Source organism: Methylobacterium sp. A49B (assembly GCF_053346215.1).
Window position 1 is genome coordinate 237256 of sequence record NZ_JBKFBO010000096.1, and the last position, 18675, is coordinate 255930.

Below are 18675 nucleotides of genomic sequence, written 5' to 3' on the forward strand. Positions count from 1 at the left end.
TCAGAAGCGCGAGCCGCCGGAGAAGCGGAACGCCTGGGTCTGATCCTTGCCGATATGGCCGACCTTGCCCAGCAGGGGCACGTAGATCGACTGACCCTCGTCCTTGGTGAGGGCGTAGGCGTAGTCGAACCGGATCGGGCCGAGTGGCGAGTTCCACAGGATGGACGCGCCGATGGACGAACGGATCGCGGCGGTGTCGCGGACGTTCACGCATTCCGGCTCGACGCCGATGGTGAAGGCCGAGAAGTTGCATCGCCCGGTCTGCGGCGCGGTGCCGTTGATGAAGCCGTCGCCGTTCACGTCGAAGGCGCGCCGGCTGTGATAGCCGAACAGCGTGCCGGCATCGGCGAAGACCGCGCCCTTCAGGCCCAGGTCGCGCGGGACGAGCGGCAGCGGGAACTGCACCTCGAGGGTACCGCCGATGTAGGTCGAGCCGCCGATCGCGTTCGAGCGGGCGTCGGCGATGCCGACGTCGCGCGGGCCGATGCCGTTCGGCGCGAAGCCGCGGACCAGCGACGGGCCGAGGAAGAACTCGTCGGTCACGCGCAGGGGCTTGCCGTCGATCGACTCGATGTGGCCGCCCTGGAAGCGGACGAAGCCGACCACGTCCTCGAAGAGCTCCTTGTAGTACCGCGCGTCGGCGGTCACGCGGAAGAACTTGGAGTCGCCGCCCAGGCCTGCCACGTCGGGCTTCAGCTCGGCGTAGAGACCGTTACGCGGCGCGCCGATCACGTCGAGGGTGGAGTAGGCGAGCGTCAGACCAGCCAGCGAGGTCAACGTGTTGCCCTGCGAGCCCTTGATGGCGATCGAGGCTTCGCCGTCGTAGGCGCAGTTCGGGTAGAGGGCTTGACCGCCGATGTTCCGGCCCGTGTTCGGATCGATCGTACCGCCAGCGTAGACCGCCGTGTAGCCGGGGATCGGCACCGAGCAGTCGTTGTACGGCCGCTTGAGCGTGTTCGGGACCTTCAGCTCGGTGTTGTACAGCGAGTAGCGCAGCGTGATGCCGAACTCCTCGGTGATCGGCAGGCCGAGGCGGAGCTGGCCGCCATACACCGTGGTCTCGTAGCGCGAGTACCGGGTCAGATCGGAGTACTTGTAGAAAGCGTCGAAGCCGGCCGCGAGCCGGTAGCCGAGGAAGTACGGCTCGGTGAACGAGAAATCGACGCCGCGCGAGTACTGGCCGCCCGTGCCGGCGAGGCGGACATACTGGCCGCGGCCGAGGAAGTTCGACTCGGAGACCGAGACCTCGCCGATGATGCCGTCCTGGGTGGAGTAGCCGCCCGCCACCGAGAACGAACCCGTGGGCTGATCCTCGACGTCGATGTTGATCACCACGCGGTCGGGGGCGGAGCCAGGCTCGTTGGAGAACCGGACCTTCTTGAAGAAGCCGAGACCGTTCAGGCGCCGCTCGGCGCGGTCAGTGAGCACGCGGTTGTAGGCGTCGCCTTCCGCGATATCGAGCTCGCGCCGGATGACGTAATCGCGGGTGCGGGTGTTGCCGCGGATGTTGATGCGCTCGACGTAGACGTGCGGGCCGTCCTCGACCACGAAGCCGAGAGAGACCTGGTGGTTGACCGGGTCGCGCTGGCCGGTCGGACGGACCTGCGCGAAGGGATAGCCGGCGCGGTTCACCTCGCGGGTGACGTTGTTGAGCGTCTTCTCCACGTCGTCGGCGTTGTACACATCGCCCACGGCGGCGGAGACGTTGCCGTCGAGCCGTGTGGTGTCGAGACCGGGGAGACGCGAATCCACCGAGACCGCGCCGACCTTGTACTGCTCGCCCTCGTTCACCGTGATGGTGATGACGTAGCCGGAAGTCTCGCCCTCGACGTAGCGCGCGTCCGCGTTCACCACCTGGAAGTCGGCATAGCCGTTCTTGAGGTAGTAGCGGCGAACCTGGTCGAGGTCGTTGGTGATGCGATCCGGATCGTAAACGTCGGAGGTCTTGATGAACGACAGGAAGTTCATCTCCGAGGAGCTCATCAGCCCCTTCAGCGTCCGGTCCGAGTAGGCGTTGTTGCCGACGAAGTTGATCGAGATGATGCCGGTCTTATCGCCCTCGTCGATCTGGTAGATCACGTCGACGCGGCCGTTCGGCAGGTCGACCGTGCGGTAGGTCACCTTGGCGGTGCCGCGACCGAAGCGCTTGTAGACGTCGCGGATGCGGGCGAGGTCGGCGTTGATGATCGCCTCGCTGTACGGGCCGCGCGCCTTGGCCTCGACGATCCCTTCCAGAGTCGCCTTTTCGACCTTCTTGTTGCCCTCGAACACCACCCGGTTGATCAGGTTGTTCTCGCGGACGGTGACGACCGTGCGGCCGCCGGACTGCGCCACGCGCACGTCCGAGAACATCCCGCTCGCGAGCAGGTTGCGGCGGGCCTCCTCGGCGGAGCCGGACGCCGTCCCGGTCACGTAGGACCGGATCGTGTCGGCATCGACGCGCTGGTTGCCCTGGACGACGATCTGCTGCGCCTGAGCGGCCCCGCTCAGGACGACGCCAAGACCCGCGGTGACTAGGACGATGGTTTTCCGCACCGACTTGCGTCGGGGCTTCCCCGTCAACGACATCATGCAATCGCCCGTTTCTGTTCTGGTCGCGGGGGTTAAGCCCGTCACGGGCGACCGTTGATCGGCCGTCCCGTCACCTGGTCCAAGCGTGGCTTCGGTCCAAGCGTAGCTCTTAGCGGGATTCCCCTGCCAAGCAAACGCGCGGGAGGCCATCGTCAGGGGATTTTGCCGGGTCGTGGCCTTCGCGCCACTTAACGGTCCGCTCAGCCTGTGGGCAAACCGCGGATCATGGTGAAGATCGCGTAAACGCTTGCGGCAGCGGGCGATTTCACACCCGCCGCCGATCGCATGAAGACCGTCTTAACGCTGTTCTGTGCCGCCTCCGAGACCCGATCCGGGCATGGTCCCGGCGGGATCGCGGCGGGATTGAGGCATCCTTTCCCGTGCGGGCCGGACAGAATGCCCAGCCGCGCCGGAGGGCCGGCCGATAACCCCGGTCAGGTATTCCGCCAGGAGGCGCCGAGATTGAGGATGTCGTTCCAGGCGGCGAACAGCATCAGCATCAGCACGAGGGCGAGGCCGATCCGGAAGCCGATCTCCTGGGCGCGCTCGCTGAGCGGCCGGCCGCGCACCACCTCGAAGGCGTAGAATAGGAGATGGCCGCCATCGAGGAGCGGCACGGGGAAGAGGTTCAGGAGGCCGATCGACACGGAAAGCAGCGCGATGAGCCCGACCAGACCGCCGACGCCGCCGGTCTTGGCGACCTCCCCGGAGACCCGGGCGATGCCGATCGGGCCGGAGAGCTGGTCAGCGGATTCCCGTCCGGTTACGAGCTTGCCGAGGTACGAGAAGGTGCGCTCGACGACGAAGTACGTCTCCTTCACGCCAAGGTTCAGCGAGTCGAGCGCCCCGTAGCGCACGAGGCGGGCCTCCGATCCGGCGGGCGAGCGGATGCCGAGCCGTCCGATCCGGTGGCGGCCGAACGGGGTCTTCTCCTCGAAGGTCGCGGGCGTCGCCTGGATGGTGATCGGCTTGTCGTCGCGTTCCACCGTGAAGGTCAGCGGTGTTCCGGCGCTGCCCGTCACGGTCCGGTACATGGCGTTGAAATCGCCGATCTTCTCGCCGTCGATGGCGGTGATCACGTCGCCGGGCTGGAAGCCGGCCTGGGCGGCGACGCTGTTCGGCTCCACCGAGGACACGCGGGCGGGCAACTCGTAGCGGCCGCCGAGCCAGATCGCGCCGGCGAACAGCAGGATCGCCAGGATGAAGTTCGCCGCCGGGCCGGCGGCGACGATCGCGGCGCGCTTGCCCACCGGCTGCGTCGGGAAGCTGATCGCCCGTTCCTGCGGGCTCATCCGTGCGACGGTCTCGGGATCGGGCATGCTGGCGCCGTTGGCGTCGCCGTGGAACTTCACGTAGCCGCCGAGCGGGATGGCGCAGAGCTTCCAACGGGTGCCGCGGCGGTCGTTGAAGCCGAACAGCTCGGGCCCGAAGCCGAGCGAGAACGCGTGGACGCCGACGCCGCACCAGCGGCCGACCAGGAAGTGACCCATCTCGTGGACGAAGACCACGACGGTGAGCACGAACAGGAATGGGATCACGGCACCGAAGAAGCCGCCGGCGGTCCCGCCCATCGCGTTGAGGAAGTCCATGCGCCGTTTCCTGGCCGTATCCGCGCCGGCATTCTGGGCCGACCATCCGACCTGTTTAGCAGATCGGGGCAGCCGACCGCCAACGCAATCCTGCGAGCCGGCCGCGAAGGTCGCACGCCCCAGGACGCGATGACCCCGTCCGAGGGGGGCGAAGCGGTGCTGTCCCCGCTATCCTCGCTATCGCGGCAGCCGGCCGCTCAGTGGCCGCCCCCGCCTCCCACGGCCTGCGGACGCCGGACCAGGGGTGCGGCGCAGGCCATCGCCAGAAACAGCACCGTCAGGGCGAGGAACACGTCCTCGAAGGCCATGACGAGCCCTTGCGTCCGCACGGTGTTGGTCATGGCCTTGAGCGCCATGCCGGGGGCCGCACTGCCGAACGAGTCGAAGCCGCGCTGCAGACTGTCGAGGCGCTCGACGGCGGCGGTGTTCGCCCAGGTGAAGCGCTCGTGGAGGCGGGTGAGGTGAAGGTCCCAGCGGTCGTTGAGGATGGTGTTGATCAGCGCGAGGCCGACCGCGCCGCCGAGGTTGCGCGTGAGATTGAAGAGGCCGGACGCATTTTTCATGCGTGCCGGAGGCAGCGTCCCCAGAGCGATATTGTTGATCGGGATCATGCACAGCATCAGCGAGCAGCCACGCAGCACCTGCGGCAGCAGCAGCTCGTAGAAATCCCAGTCCTTGGTGAGCCCGGTGACGATCCAGGTGCCGCAGGCGAAGCCCGCGAAACCGACGCCCATCATGAGGCGCGGATCGACCTTGCCCGAGAGCCGGCCGGCGATCGGCGCCGTGATGAACATGAACAGACCCGAGACGAACATGGTCTCGCCGATCATCAGCGCCGAGTAGCCGCGCACCCGGGCGAGATAGACCGGGTAGATGTAGGTCAGCCCGTAGAGGCCGATGCCCAGCACGAAACTCGCGACGCAGCCGCTGGCGAAGTTGCGGTCCGAGAACGCGCGCAGGTCCACGATCGGCTGCTTGGCGGTGAAGACGCGGGTGAAGAACAGCAGCGCCGACAGACCGCAGATGACCGCACAGGCGAAGACCGCCTCATCCTGCAGCCAGTCGTGGTTCGGCCCCTCCTCCAGCACGTATTCGAGGCAACCGAGGAAGCCCGCCATGAAGGCGAGCCCCGCCCAGTCGAAAGACTTCAACAAGCCGTAATTGGGCTTGTCGAAATCGACCAGGATCCAGGTCGAGACGGTGACGAAGATGCCCGGCACGACGTTGATCAGGAACAGCCAGTGCCAGGACAGCAGGTCGGTGAGATAGCCACCCACCGTCGGCCCGATGGTCGGCGCCAGGGTCGCCACGAGGCCGATCATCGGCGACACGATCGTCCGCTTCGAGGGCGGGAAGATCGTGAAAGCCGCGGCGAAGACCGTGGGGATCATGCCGCCGCCGATGAAGCCCTGGAGCGCCCGCCAGACGATCATCTCGCCGATGGACGAGGAGGTCGCGCACATCAGGCTCATGACGGTGAAGCCGCCCGCCGAGATCGCGAACATCCAGCGCGTCGAGAGCACCCGCGAGAGCGTGCCCGACAGCGGGATCGAGATGACCTCGGCGATGAGATAGCTGGTCTGGACCCAGGGGATCTCGTCACCCGAGGCCGACAGGCCGGCCTGGATCTCGTTGAGGGACGCCGAGACGATCTGGATGTCCAGGATCGCCATGAACATCCCGAACACCATGCAGAGGAACGCCACCATGCGGCGGCGGTCGAGGGGCGGCTCGGCGGCGCCGGCCGGCGCGCCCGCGGAGATGGCGGCGGTGGCGGCCACGATCGGTCTCAGCGGCTCGCGGTGCTGACCGGCCGGGCCGCTTCGGCCCGGTCGAGCGCCGACCGGTCCGCGCCGGCACGGGTGTCGACCCGCACCACCGCCGACAGGCCGGGCCGCAGCAGGCCCTCGCGGGCCACCGCCTCCGGCACGCGGACGCGAACCGGCAGGCGCTGCACGATCTTGGTGAAGTTGCCGGTGGCGTTGTCCGGCGGCAGCAGGCTGAACACGGAGCCGGAGGCCGGCGAGAACGATTCCACCACGCCCTCGATCTCGCGATCCGGATAGGCGTCGATCGTCACGGTCACCGGCTGTCCCGGCCGCATGCGCTGGACCTGGGTCTCCTTGAAGTTCGCGTCGATGCGCACGCTCTGAAGCGGCACCAGTGCGGCGATCCGGGTGCCGGGCGATACGTAGGCGCCGGCCTCGACGGCCTTGTTGCCGACGACGCCGTCGAAGGGCGCGCGGATCACTGAGAAGTCGAGGTCGCGGCGCGCCCGGTCAACCGCGGTGCGCAGCTCCGCCGCCAGGCTCTCGGCCTCGCGCTTCTGGGCCTGGAGAACGTCGACATTGGCGCGGGCCGCGACCAGACCGGCCTCCATCGCCTTGACCGAGGCCTCGGTCCGGTCACGGTCGGCGCGGGCCTGATCGATGCGCGACTTGGCGACGTAATCCGCCTGCATCTGCGTCGCGCGGGTGAAATCCGCCTGGGCGCGCACGGCGTCCGCGCGGGTCGCGTCGAGCTGCGCGGCGGCCTGGGCGACCTGCGCCTGCGCGGCCTCGGTCTGCCGGGCGATCCGCGCGATGGTGCTCTCCTGCGTGGCCAGCTTGTCCTGCGCCGCCTGAAGGGCGAGGCGGTAGTCGCCGTCGTCGAGCTTGGCGATCACGTCGCCCTTCTTCACCGACAGGCCGTTCACCACCGGGACCGATTCGAGATAGCCCGACACTTTCGCGGCCAGCACCGAGATGTCGGCCTGGACATAGGCGTCGTCCGTCGAGACGAAGAACCGTCCGACAGTCCACCAGTGCCAGCCCTGATACGCGCCGAAGCCAAGTGCAGCCAGCAGAACGCCGAGCAGGATCGTGCGCCTGAGGGGGCGCTTGCGGGCAGCGCGCGCCGGCTCGGCCACCGGTGCGGCCGATGGGATCGCGGCAGGCGCAGGTCGCGCCGGGTTCTCGGCCCGCTCGTCGTCGCCAGCCTCGATGGCGGGAAACGGGCGGTCGGCGTCCTCGCGCAGGGACATCTGAAAGCCTCACGTCCAATGACCGAACCGTTCGGTCAATCATTCGGACGCGCCTTGACGCGGGTCCGAAGGTGCCGCAGATTATGTTGACCGAACGGTTCGGTCAAGCGGAGCGGCGCCAAGCGCGCTGGGCGGGAAGATGGCACAGGGTGCAGTGCTGGAGCGTGGCGCAACCGCTCACGAGGGCGATAAGCGCCGACAGATCCTGGACGGGGCCCGGACCGTGTTCCTCTCGGCCGGTTACGACGGCGCGAGCATGGGCGAGATCGCCCGGGCCGCCGCGGTCTCGAAGGGAACGCTCTACGTCTATTTCGACAGCAAGGAGGCGCTGTTCGAAGCGTTGATCCTACAGGAGAAGGCCAGCCTCGCCGAGACCCTGTTCACCTTCGATCCGGAGGACACGGATGTTCCGGCCGTCCTGACCCGCCTCGGCATGAGCTTCCTGAACGAGATGTCCCGTCCGGAGCACATCTCGGTTCATCGCATGGTGATCGGCGTCTGCGAGAAGTTCCCGCATTTCGGGCAGGTCTACTACGAGGCCGGCCCCGCTTGCGGCGTGGCCCGGCTGTCGGCCTATCTCGACGTCCAGGTGAAAGGCGGCCGGCTGCGCATCGCCGATACGACCCTGGCGGCGCAGCACTTCCTGCATCTCTGCCTGGCCGGGCTCCTGACACGCATGCTGTTTGCCGCCGGGGGCATGGCGGACGAAGCGCGGAAGCAGTTTCAGGTTGCCGAGGCGGTGCGAGTGTTCCTCGCGGGTTACGGACCGGATTGCTGAGATCCGGCTCTGACAGTGATCGTCAGCCGGCGGCGCGCAACTCTGGCAATGCCTCGGCGCTCCAGACCCGGACATGGGCGTCGATAGCGAGGGCCTCGTCCACATCGGCCGGCGCGGTCCGATACTGATCGGCGAAGTGCGTGCAGGCGCGCTCCACCAGGTCGCTGATCCCGTAGAAGCCGATTCGGCCGGCGATGAATGCCGCCACGGCGATCTCGTTGGCGGCGTTCATCACGGTCGGCGCCGCGCCACCGGCGGCCAGGGCCGCCCGGGCGATCCGCAGGCACGGGAAGCGCGCTTCGTCGGCGGCCTCGAAGGTGAGCGAGCCGAGCTTCACGAGGTCCAGGGGCCGGCCCCGCTCGATGGTCAGCCGGTCCCCGAGCCCGAGGCAGTGCGAGATGGGAACCCGCATGTCGGGAAGCGCCAGTTCGGCGGTGACGGCGCCGTCCAGCCAGTAGACCATGCCGTGGATCACCGATTGCGGATGCACCACCACGTCCAGGCGCTCGGGCTCGATGCCGAACAGGTGGTGCGCCTCGATCAGCTCGAGGCCCTTGTTCATCAAGCTGGCCGAGTCGATGTTGATCTTCATCCCCATCGACCATGTCGGATGGGCGGCAGCCTCGGCCGCAGAGGCGGCGGCGATGCGCTCGCGTGTCCAGGTCCGGAACGGGCCGCCGGACGCCGTGATCATCATGGTGCGGACATCGGCAAGGGGCCGGCCGGCCAACGCCTGGCTCAAGGCATCGTGCTCGGAATCCATCGGCAGGATCGTGGCGCCGTAGCGCGCGGCATCACGCATGAAGGCGTCGCCGGCACAAACAAGGCTCTCCTTGTTGGCGAGCGCGACCTTGCGACCGAGGCGCAGTGCGGCATGGGTCGATTTCAATCCCGCCGCACCGCTCACCGCCGCGACCACGATGTCGGCGTCCCGGGCGGCCGCCTCCATGACGGCCCCCTCCCCCGCGCCGCTGAGGATGCCGGAGCCCGACAGGGCCTCGGCCAGGGCCGGCCCGGCGGCTTCGTCGGCGAGCGCCGCGAAGGAGGCGTTCAGCTCCCGCGCGACCTTCGCCAGGGCAATGGGATCCTTGCCGCCCACCAGGGCACCGACGCGGAACCGATCGGCGTGCTGGGCGAGGAGATCGGCGGTGGAGCGGCCGATCGAGCCGGTGGCGCCGAAGACAGTGACGATCTGGGTCACGGATTCAACTCCCTCATCGTCACGCGATCAGACCGCCCCCGCGCAGGGCGAGATAGACGGCCGCCAACACGGCCACCGCGAAGAATCCGTCGAGCCGGTCCATGACGCCGCCGTGGCCGGGAATGATCTTCCCGGAATCCTTGACGCCGTAATGGCGCTTGAGACCGGATTCGATCAGGTCGCCCGCCTGGCTCAGGACCGAGGCGAGCGCGCTCGCGCCCGCCACCACCGGCAGGGAGGCGGCGCTCGGAAGCGTCATCCCGGCGAGATCGGCCACCACCGGCACCAGGGTCCCGGCCGCGACCGCACCGACGAGGCCGCCGAGCGCTCCAGACCACGTCTTGTTGGGCGAGACCCGGGGCATCAGTTTCGGACCGCCGATTTTCCGGCCGGCGAAATAGGCCGCGATGTCGGTGGACCAGACCACCGCGAACATCCAGGCCGGCCCGACGAGGCCGATGGCAGGATCGTCGCGCAGGGCCACCGGCACCGCCGCGATCGCCGCCGCGCCGAGCACGCCGACGAAGGCGCGCAGCCGCCCGCGTCCCGTCCGCGCCACCGTGGCGCTGGCCGCGGCGCCGAGCAGCAGGACCGCCACGCAGGCCGACGCCGGAGCACCGCCGCGCTGGCAGAGCAGCAGGGCACCGAGGGTCGCCGCGCCGAGGGCGATCAGCACCTCGCGGGGCTCGGTGCGGCTCATCACCATCCATTCGGCGAAACCGATGATGCCGGCAGCGAGCCAGATTCCGGCGAAAGGCCAGCCGCCATAGATCAGCGCGGCCAGCACGCCAGCCCCGAGCACGACGCCCGAGGCGACGCGCAGCCACAGCTCGCGCCGCCCCGAGGGACGCGCGGCCGGTGCGGCGGCGGCGGTCACGCGTCCGGTCCCTTCGCCTCAGACCTGCATGATCTCTTTCTCCTTGGAGGCCAGCACGCCGTCGATCTCGCCGATGTACTGATCGGTCGCCTTCTGCACGTCGGCGGCCTGGCGCTTCTCGTCGTCCTCCGAGATGGCGCTGTCCTTCAGGAGCTTCTTGAGGTGGTCGAGGCCGTCCCGGCGGACGTGACGCACGGCGACGCGGGCCTCCTCGGTGTACTTGTGGGCGACCTTGACCATCTCCTTGCGGCGCTGCTCGTTCATCTCGGGGATGCGGAGCCGGATGGTCTGGCCTTCGGTTTGCGGGTTGAGGCCGAGGTCGGACTCGCGGATCGCCTTTTCGACGGCCGTGACCATGCTGCGGTCCCAGACCGAGATCGACAGGAGCCGGGGCTCCGGCACGCTCACGGTGGCCACCTGGGCCATCGGCATCATCGAGCCGTAGGCGTCGACCTGGATTGGGTCGAGGAGCGAGGGCGTGGCACGCCCGGTGCGCAGCGAGCCGAGATCCTTCGAGAGCGAGGCGACGGCGCCCTGCATGCGGCGCTTGATGTCGTTGAGGTCGAATTCCGGTGTGGCCATGAGGGTCGTCCCGAGACGTCTGACGTGGTCTTGAGCCCGGCGCGGGCGGTCGCGGCCTCAATGGACGAATTTTTTCAGGGCCGCAAACGGTCGCGGCGGCATTCCCGCCGCCGCGTCAGGGCGCCACGAGGGTCGAGGGCGCCTCGCCAGACAGGATTGCGGCGATCGAGCTCGGCGGGTGCAGCGAGCCGACGAGGATCGACAGCCGGCTTTCCCGGGCCAGCGCGAAGGCGGCGGTGTCCATCACCTTGAGGTCGCGGGCGATCGCCTCGTCGTGGGTGATGCGGTCGTAGCGCGTGGCGCCAGGGTCCTTCTTCGGATCGGCTGAGTAGACGCCGTCGACTTGGGTCGCCTTGAGCACGGCGTCGCAGCGGAGTTCCGCAGCGCGCAGGACGGCCGCCGTGTCCGTGGTGAAGAACGGATTGCCGGTGCCGCCGGCCAGGACGACCACCTGGCCCTTGTCGAGGTGGTGCAGGGCCGGCTGACGGGCATAGGTCTCGCAGATGGTCGGCATCGACACCGCCGACATCGTCCGCGCCTGGACCCCGGCCGCGTTCAGCGCGGTCTCGATGGCCAGCGAGTTCATGACGGTAGCCATCATTCCGAGGGAATCGCCCGTGGCCCGGTCGATCCAGCCGGCCGCCGAGATCCGCGCCCCGCGGATCATGTTGCCGCCGCCGACCACGATGGCGATCTCAGCGCCCGCCTCGATGGTGCGAGCGATGTCCTCCGCGAGCCCCGCGAGGGTCGGGGGATGCAGCCAGTAGCCGTCCGGCGCGGCCAGAGCCTCACCCGACAGCTTCAGCAAGATCCGGCGAAACGGCGTCGTATCCGGCATCGGTGTCCCCGGCTCCATCCCGCATCGCGCAAGCCGGGAGGCTTCTACGTCAGGCGTGGGAGCCGCGTCGAGGGGTTGAGGCTGATCCGGCGAGATCGACCGGTGGAGGCACAACCGGAGTGGGGATCAACCCTGGATGCGTCATTCTTAGCGGGGTGAGGCGCCGGCATCGTCGATGGCATGCCGGCTGCCGATGTCAGCTGCCGGCCAGAACGCCGACGGCGCCCAAGATGGTCATGACGAGACCGGACGCGAACACGCCGATCATCAGGTAGGAGAAGGGTTTCAGAGCCATAACGCCAAGGTAGTGCGCGACTGCGAGATGCGGTGTGCGCTGCAACACGGCGGATGACGGATGATAGCGCGAACGGCGGCCGATGGACCCCTCTCGGGATCGCGGCCCCGGCTCAAGTTTCGAGCCTGACAAAGAAACCCCGCCCGGCGTGCGCCGGACGGGGCATGGAAATCACCGATTCGAAGAGCCCGAAAGTTCAGGCGCGACCGGCCTGCTGCGCCACCTCGGTGGCGAAGTCCGGCCCCTCCTCCTTCTCGATGCCCTCGCCCAAGGCGTAGCGGACGAAGCCCGTCAGCGTGACCGGACCGCCCACCTTGGAGGCAGCTTCCTTCAGAACCTGGCTCACTGTCTTCGAGCCGTCGTGCACGAAGGGCTGATCCAGGAGGGTAACCTCCTTGTAGTAGCTCTTCAGGCCGCTCTCGACGATCTTGGCGAGGACGTGATCCGGCTTGCCGGCGTTCTTCTCGCGCAGAATGTTCGACTCGCGCTCCACCGTGGCCGCGTCGACGCCCGAGGCGTCCAGCGCGACCGGGTTGGTCGCCGCAACGTGCATGGCGATCTGGCGGCCCAGCGTCGACAGCGCGTCGACGTCGCCCTCGGATTCCAGCGCCACGAGCACGCCGATCTTGCCGAGGCCTTCGGAGATCTGGTTGTGCACGTAGGAGGCGATGACGCCCTTCTTGACCTCAAGCTTGGTGACTCGGCGCAGGTTCATGTTCTCGCCGATCGTGGCGATCAGGGCCTGCAGCTTCTCCGAGACGGTCTCGGCGGCACCCGGGAAATGGGCGGCCTGGAGACCCTCGAGCGTGCCGTCGGTGTTGAGCGCGATCTTGGCGGCCTCGCGGGCGAAGGCCTGGAAGGCGTCGTTGCGGGCGACGAAGTCGGTCTCGGAGTTCACCTCGACCACGGCGGCGTGGTGGCCGGCGGACTCGACGGCGACGAGGCCCTCGGCGGCGACGCGGCCGGCCTTCTTGGCGGCCTTGGCGAGACCCTTCTTGCGCAGCCAGTCGACGGCGGCCTCGATATCGCCCTGCGTCTCGTTGAGCGCGCCCTTGCAGTCCATCATGCCGGCGCCGGTCTTCTCCCGGAGCTCCTTCACCATCGCGGCGGTGATGTTGGCCATGGCGATCCCTTTCGTGTGGTCTGGATGCGAGAGGCCCGGCGCGCGGGTGAGCGGCCGGGCCCGGTATGCCTGGAACCGCGACGGCCCGATGACGGTGCCGTCGCGGAGTCCCGATGGATCAGGCCGCCGCGGCGGCCTCGACGAAGCCGCGGGCCTGCGAGACCCACGAGTCGCGGTCGATGCGGCCGTTGAGCTTCAGGTCGGCATCGACCTTAGCGACGTCCTCGGGGGTCATCGCGGCCAGCTGCCAGTAGTGGTAGATGCCGGCGTCGTTGAGCTTCTGCACGATCTGCGGGCCGGCGCCGTTGAGCTTGGTCAGATCGTCCGGCGCGCCGCGCGGGGCGGCGAGCAGCTCGAAATGCTCGGTCGACTCGGCGAGCATCGCCACGTCGGCCGGGTCGAGGGCGTCGGACTCGACCGTGACGGCCGCGTCGTCGTTCGCCGGCAGCTCCTCGGCCATCGGCTCCTCGGAGGCGCCGAGATCCATGCCCGACGAGCCCTGGGCACGCGAGATGCCGTCGATGGCGGCCTTGGCGATCAGGTCGCAGTAGAGCGCGATGGCGCGGCCGGCGTCGTCGTTGGCCGGGACGATGTGGGTGATGCCGTCGGGGTTGCAGTTGGTGTCGACGATGGCAGCCACCGGGATGCCGAGGCGGTTCGCCTCCTTGATCGCCAGCTGCTCCTTGTTGGTGTCGATCACGAACAGCAGGTCGGGGACGCCACCCATGTCCTTGATGCCGCCGAGCGCCTTCTCGAGCTTTTCCTTCTCACGGGAGAGCATCAGGCGCTCCTTCTTGGTCAGGCCCGGGCCACCGGTCTCCAGCGTCTCGGTGACCTTCCGCAGGCGCGAGATCGAGCCCGAGATCGTCTTCCAGTTGGTGAGCATGCCGCCCAGCCAGCGGGAGTTGACGTAGTACTGGGCCGAGCGCTTCGCCGCCTCGGCGATCGTGTCGGCCGCCTGGCGCTTGGTGCCGACGAACAGCACGCGGCCACCCTTGGCGACGGTGTCGCTCACCGCCTGCAGCGCCTGGTGCATCGCCGGCACGGTTTGGGCGAGGTCGATGATGTGGATGTTGTTGCGCGTACCGAAGATGTACGGCTGCATCTTCGGGTTCCAGCGGTGCGCCTGGTGACCGAAATGCGCGCCCGCTTCGAGGAGCTGACGCATAGAGAAATCGACGGCCATGTCTTTTGTGCTCTCCGGTTATATCCGCCGCGGAGGGATGCGGCCGGCCGAGATCTCGGACGACCACCGGAAACGCCTCATTCAGGCATGAGGCCGGCTCCGCGTGTGGGATGGGCGGGCGCTTAGCAGAGGGGCGGGTTGAAGGCAAGGCGCGGAGCAACGATCCGGCGCAGGCCGCGCCGTGCAAGCTCACTCTGTCGCGAACACCGCTGCCACGTCGTCCGCCGCCATGACCCGGTAATCTCCCGCCGGCAGGTCGGCCGGCAGAGCAAGTCCGCCGACCCGGTCCCGGTGCAGCGCCGTCACGTGGTTGCCCAGTGCGGCGAACATACGCCGAACCTGATGGTATCGACCCTCGGTCAGCGTCACGGCACAGTGCGTCTCATCCTCCACGTCGAGCCGCACCGGCAACAAGGGGCGCTCCTCGCCCTCCAGCATCAGCGTCCCGGAGGCCAAGACCGTCGCCTCGTTCCCCGCCAGCGGCCGGTCGAGGGTGACACGGTAGCGCTTCGCCACGCTGGCCTTCGGACTGATGATCCGGTGCAGCAGCACGCCGTCGTCGGTGAGCAGGAGCAGGCCCGAGGTCTCCTTGTCGAGGCGGCCGACCGTCGAGAGCGGCGGCTCCCGCCGGCGCCAGCGCTCCGGCAGCAATCCGTAGACCAGCGGACCGGCCTCCTTGTGCGAGCAGGTGACGCCGAGCGGCTTGTGCAGCATCAGGCAGAGTCCGGGCAGCGGGTCGAGGGGCTCGCCGTCGATTGTCAGGCGGTCGGGCAGATCCTGATCGAGGGGGATCCGATCCCCGGCATCCTCCAGCTCCGCACCGTCAAGGCGAATGGCGCCGGCGCGGGCGAGCCCCTGGACCTCACGCCGGGAGCCGTAACCGAGGTTGGCGAGGAGCTTGTCGAGCCGGACGGACTTCGCAGCGCTCACCGGCGCGCCTCGTAGACCCGGAAGCCGCCTGCCTGCACGGCCACCGCGACGTGCCGGAACGCCTCGCGCAGGCTCGCCTCGTAGGGCAGATGCGCGTTGGCGACGAGCCACAGCGTGCCGCCGGGACGAAGCACCTCGGCGGCCCGGGCGATGAAGGCGCGGCCGAGGGACGGATCCTCGCTCCCGCCCTCATGGAAGGGCGGGTTGGTCACGACGAAATCGAGATGGTCGGGCACCACGCCGGGGGTCCGGACATCCGCCCAATGGATCGTCGCCCGCGGGTCGGCGACGTTGCGGCGCGCCATCTCGACGGCCCGGCGATCGATCTCCACCAGCGTGAGGGTCGCCACGGCGTCGGACCTGAGGACCGCGCGGGAGAGGATGCCGAGACCGCAGCCGAAATCGGCGCCGCGGCCCTTGAGCGTCGGCAGGTTCGCCAAGAGAAGCGCCGTGCCGGGATCGAGCCGGTCCCAGGAGAAGATACCCGGTTGCGTGCACAGGGCGAGATTGTCGACGTGGCGGGGAGCCCCATCGTCGATCGCCTCGGCGAGACCGGCCAGCGAAGGCGGCCGCTCGGCCGTGCAGATCCGGTGATGCCGGCGCGGCTGGTCGGCGGCGGCACATCCGAACGTCGTGAGTTCCTTGGCCAAGCGGGTACCGCCGCGATCCTTCGGCGCCAGCGCCACCATGCGGCCGCCCGGCCCAAGCGCACGCAGCATCTGCGCGAGCACGTAGCGCCGCTCGACCGTTCCGGGGGGCGCCAGCACCGTGGCCGAATCGATGCTGTTCTCGGACAGATCCTCCAGTCGTTCGGCGCCGGGGATCAACGGGGAAAGCTGGACGGCGTCACCGGGGACCTCGGCGAGGTCGACCGGCGGCAGACCGTAGACGGCATGGCGCATGAAGTATTCGGGATCTGGAGAGCCGGCTCCGGAACGCAAATCCGCGGCGGAGCGGGTCGGGCCCGCGCCCGACTCGGTTTATCCGGGGGAACGCCGCGATTTATACCGCAATCGAGCCGGAAGCCCAGCACCTGACGGGTCAGCCCCGCGGAAATTCCAGGCCCATCTCGCGGTAGCGGGCCGGATCGTCGGCCCAATTCTCACGGACCTTCACGTGCAGGAACAGGTGAACCTTGGCGTCGGCCGCCTCGGCGATCTCGACGCGCGCCGCCTGTCCGATCGCCTTGATGGTCTGCCCGCCCTTGCCGAGCACGATCGAGCGCTGGCTCTCCCGCTCGACGAAGATCGTCTGCTCGATCCGCACGGATCCGTCGGACCGGATCTGCCACTGGTCGGTCTCAACGGTGGAGCGGTAGGGCAGCTCCTCATGCAGCCGGTCGTAGATCTTCTCCCGGGTGATTTCGGCGGCGAGCATGCGCAGCGGCGCGTCCGAGACCTGATCCTCCGGATAGAGCCAGGGTCCCGCCGGCATCCGGGCCGCCAGGGCGCGGCGCAGGTCGTCAACGCCGTCGCCGTTCAGCGCCGAGATCATGAAGGTCTCGGCGAAGGGAGCGGCGGCGTTGAGCTTGGCCGCGAGGTCGAGCAGACGCTCCCGCGGGATCAGGTCGATCTTGTTGAGGATCAGCAGCTTCTCCCGCCTCACCTCGCCGAGCCGGCCGAGCACGGCCTCCACCTCCGAGTCGATCCCCTTGCGCGCGTCGACCAGCAGGCACACCGCGTCGGCGTCCGCCGCGCCGCTCCAGGCCGAGTGAACCATCGCCCGGTCGAGGCGGCGCTTGGGCGCGAAAATGCCGGGCGTGTCGACGAGGACCACCTGGGCCGAGCCCTCGATGAGGATCCCCCGCACCAGCGCGCGGGTCGTCTGCACCTTTCGGGAGACGATCGAAACCTTAGTGCCGACGAGGCTGTTCAGCAGGGTCGACTTGCCGGCGTTGGGCACGCCGATCAGCGCCACGAAGCCGGCTCGGGCATCGGCGGGCGTGCCCGGCAGGGCAGACGGATCGCGCGGGGGCTCCGCCCCGCCTGGACCGTCGGGGCCGTCCCGGTCGTGCTCGTCTTCGTCGTGTGCGGTCATGCTGTCTCCGTCGGCCCCGCCTCCGGCGAGGCTCCGATCCCCTCCCGCTCCAGAAGCGCCTGGGCGGCCGCCTGCTCGGCAATCCGCTTCGACGTGCCGTCGCCGAGACCGGGCTCGAGGCCCTCGACCTGCACGGCGATGCGGAACCGCGGCGCGTGGTCGGGGCCAGTGCGCTCCACCACCTCATAGGTGGGGATCGGCAGGCTGCGGCCCATGGCCCATTCCTGAAGGGCGGATTTTGCGTCGCGGCCCCGCGGCGCAGCGTTGGGCTCGGCGGGCCGGAAATGCGCCTCGACCACCGCCCGGGCGGCGTCAAATCCGGCGTCGAGGTAGATCGCGCCCAGGATCGCCTCGCAGACATCCGCCAGGATCGTCTGATTGCGTCGCCCCCCGCCCATCACCTCGCCCTGGCCGAGGATCAGGTGCGGCCCGACTTCCCAGGCGGCGGCGACGACCGCGCAGGTCTCGCGCCGGACCAGAGCCGCCAGCTGCCGGGAGAGGTCGCCCTCGTCGGCCTCGGGGAACGCGCCGTAGAGGCGGTCCGCCACCGCGAGGCCGAGCACGCGGTCACCGAGGAATTCGAGGCGCTGGTAGCTGCCGCCCCGGCCGCTTGCCTTGCTGGTGTGGGTCAGGGCGCGGGTCAGCAAGTTCTGGTCGGCGAAGCGATGGCCGATCCGCTCCTCAAGCGCCCCGAGCGGCGGACGGGGCTTGTGGGCACGGCGTGCCCGCGCGGAGTTTCGGGGCTGCGCGGCGTCGTCCAAGTCCGGACCGGTCAATGGATCGTCGAGAACAGGCGCGTCCAGCGCACGTGGGCCGGCCAGTTCCAGACCTGCCACGCCGGGGTGCCCTCGTCGATGGAGAAGAAGATCATCTCGGCGCGCCCGACCAGATTGGCGAACGGCACGTAGCCGACGCTCGCGAGGTCGCGCGAATCCGTCGAGTTGTCGCGGTTGTCGCCCATCATGAAGAAGTGACCGGGCGGGACGGTGTACAGCTCGGTCTTGTCCCAGAACCCGTTGTCGCCGTCGCGCTCGATCACGCGGTGGACCACGCCGTTGGGCAGGGTCTCGAGGTACTGCGGCACCTTGGTGGCCTGCCCGTAGGGATCGGACGTCTCATAATCGGCGATCCGCTCGCGCTTGACCGCCTTGCCGTTGATGTTGAGCACGCCGTCGATCATCTGGATCTTGTCGCCCGGCAGGCCGATCACGCGCTTGATGTAGTCGGTCGCGTTGTCCTTCGGCAGCTTGAACACCGCGATGTCGCCGCGCTTCGGCTCGGCGCCCCAGATCCGGCCCTCCGCCTGAATCGGAATATATTCCGAAAGCGGCAGCGAGTATTTGGAGTATCCGTAGGAATATTTCGAGACGAACAGGTAGTCGCCGATCAGCAGCGTCGGCACCAGCGAGCCCGAGGGGATGTTGAACGGCTGGAACAGAAGCGTGCGAACAACCAGGGCGATGAGCAGCGCCTGGATGCCGACCTTCAGCGTCTCACGGATGCTGGCCCAGGTGCCGGTCTCGGCGGGTTTCCTGAGCGGCTTGCCGTCGTAATCCACGCGCGCGTTCCGTCTTCGCTTGAGAGTCCGTCGCCTGCCGCCGGCGGGGCGCTGCCCCGCCGCGGGCGGCCTGATATGCGGTTGTCCC

At 68.8% G+C, this 18675-nt stretch carries 17 protein-coding genes; 1 reads left to right on the top strand and 16 read right to left on the bottom strand.

The genetic code is table 11. From position 1 onward, the window contains the following. The 4 genes from bamA to ACLBX9_RS15280 all read right to left on the bottom strand — a co-directional run bounded on the left by bamA (position 1) and on the right by ACLBX9_RS15280 (position 7182). Complete coding sequence (bamA, locus tag ACLBX9_RS15265; RefSeq protein WP_039892396.1) at positions 1-2571, bottom strand: outer membrane protein assembly factor BamA; 2571 nt, start codon at positions 2569-2571, stop codon at positions 1-3. A 434-nt stretch (positions 2572-3005) separates the two neighbouring features. Then, positions 3006-4160 (bottom strand): RIP metalloprotease RseP, encoded by a 1155-nt coding sequence (gene rseP / locus ACLBX9_RS15270; RefSeq protein ID WP_010682846.1) that lies wholly within the window; start codon positions 4158-4160, stop codon positions 3006-3008. Positions 4161-4357: 197 nt separating this feature from the next. Continuing rightward, positions 4358-5869: a DHA2 family efflux MFS transporter permease subunit gene (locus ACLBX9_RS15275; protein ID WP_447719537.1), complete on the bottom strand. Its 1512-nt coding sequence runs from the start codon at positions 5867-5869 to the stop codon at positions 4358-4360. Positions 5870-5949: 80 nt separating this feature from the next. Then, positions 5950-7182, bottom strand: coding sequence for an HlyD family secretion protein (locus ACLBX9_RS15280; RefSeq protein ID WP_447719513.1), 1233 nt, complete (start codon positions 7180-7182; stop codon positions 5950-5952). A 139-nt stretch (positions 7183-7321) separates the two neighbouring features. On the opposite strand from ACLBX9_RS15280, the gene ACLBX9_RS15285 reads away from it, so the two are divergent. Further along, positions 7322-7960: a TetR/AcrR family transcriptional regulator gene (locus ACLBX9_RS15285; protein ID WP_447719514.1), complete on the top strand. Its 639-nt coding sequence runs from the start codon at positions 7322-7324 to the stop codon at positions 7958-7960. Positions 7961-7982: 22 nt separating this feature from the next. On the opposite strand, the gene dxr is transcribed toward ACLBX9_RS15285, so the two are convergent. The 12 genes from dxr to lepB form a co-directional block, all read right to left on the bottom strand. Then, positions 7983-9161: a 1-deoxy-D-xylulose-5-phosphate reductoisomerase gene (gene dxr, locus ACLBX9_RS15290; RefSeq protein ID WP_447719515.1), complete on the bottom strand. Its 1179-nt coding sequence runs from the start codon at positions 9159-9161 to the stop codon at positions 7983-7985. 19 nt (positions 9162-9180) lie between these two features. Further along, positions 9181-10038, bottom strand: a complete 858-nt coding sequence (locus tag ACLBX9_RS15295; RefSeq protein WP_447719516.1) for a phosphatidate cytidylyltransferase — start codon at positions 10036-10038, stop codon at positions 9181-9183. A gap of 18 nt (positions 10039-10056) precedes the next feature. Next, positions 10057-10620, bottom strand: a complete 564-nt coding sequence (gene frr / locus ACLBX9_RS15300) for a ribosome recycling factor (protein WP_010682840.1) — start codon at positions 10618-10620, stop codon at positions 10057-10059. A 115-nt stretch (positions 10621-10735) separates the two neighbouring features. After that, positions 10736-11458, bottom strand: coding sequence for a UMP kinase (gene pyrH / locus ACLBX9_RS15305; protein ID WP_010682839.1), 723 nt, complete (start codon positions 11456-11458; stop codon positions 10736-10738). Between the two features lie 196 nt (positions 11459-11654). Then, a complete protein-coding gene (locus ACLBX9_RS15310) occupies positions 11655-11801 on the bottom strand; it encodes a hypothetical protein (protein ID WP_447719517.1) in 147 nt (48 codons plus the stop codon). 148 nt (positions 11802-11949) lie between these two features. Then, on the bottom strand, positions 11950-12876 hold the full coding sequence (tsf, locus tag ACLBX9_RS15315; protein ID WP_010682838.1) for a translation elongation factor Ts: 927 nt from the start codon (positions 12874-12876) through the stop codon (positions 11950-11952). 118 nt (positions 12877-12994) lie between these two features. Further along, on the bottom strand, positions 12995-14062 hold the full coding sequence (locus ACLBX9_RS15320; protein ID WP_447719518.1) for a 30S ribosomal protein S2: 1068 nt from the start codon (positions 14060-14062) through the stop codon (positions 12995-12997). Positions 14063-14251: 189 nt separating this feature from the next. Further along, positions 14252-14992, bottom strand: a complete 741-nt coding sequence (locus tag ACLBX9_RS15325; protein WP_447719519.1) for a pseudouridine synthase — start codon at positions 14990-14992, stop codon at positions 14252-14254. Beyond that, a complete protein-coding gene (locus tag ACLBX9_RS15330) occupies positions 14989-15894 on the bottom strand; it encodes a class I SAM-dependent methyltransferase (RefSeq protein WP_447719520.1) in 906 nt (301 codons plus the stop codon). Before ACLBX9_RS15330 ends, ACLBX9_RS15325 begins: the two co-directional genes overlap by 4 nt. Before the next feature lie 139 nt (positions 15895-16033). Then, positions 16034-17029, bottom strand: coding sequence for a GTPase Era (era, locus tag ACLBX9_RS15335; protein WP_447719521.1), 996 nt, complete (start codon positions 17027-17029; stop codon positions 16034-16036). Continuing rightward, on the bottom strand, positions 17026-17805 hold the full coding sequence (gene rnc / locus ACLBX9_RS15340; protein WP_447719522.1) for a ribonuclease III: 780 nt from the start codon (positions 17803-17805) through the stop codon (positions 17026-17028). Before rnc ends, era begins: the two co-directional genes overlap by 4 nt. Then, entirely contained in the window at positions 17802-18587 is a 786-nt protein-coding gene (gene lepB / locus ACLBX9_RS15345; protein ID WP_447719523.1) for a signal peptidase I, read from the bottom strand. The genes rnc and lepB overlap by 4 nt, the downstream gene beginning before the upstream one ends. Positions 18588-18675: the final 88 nt, after the last annotated feature.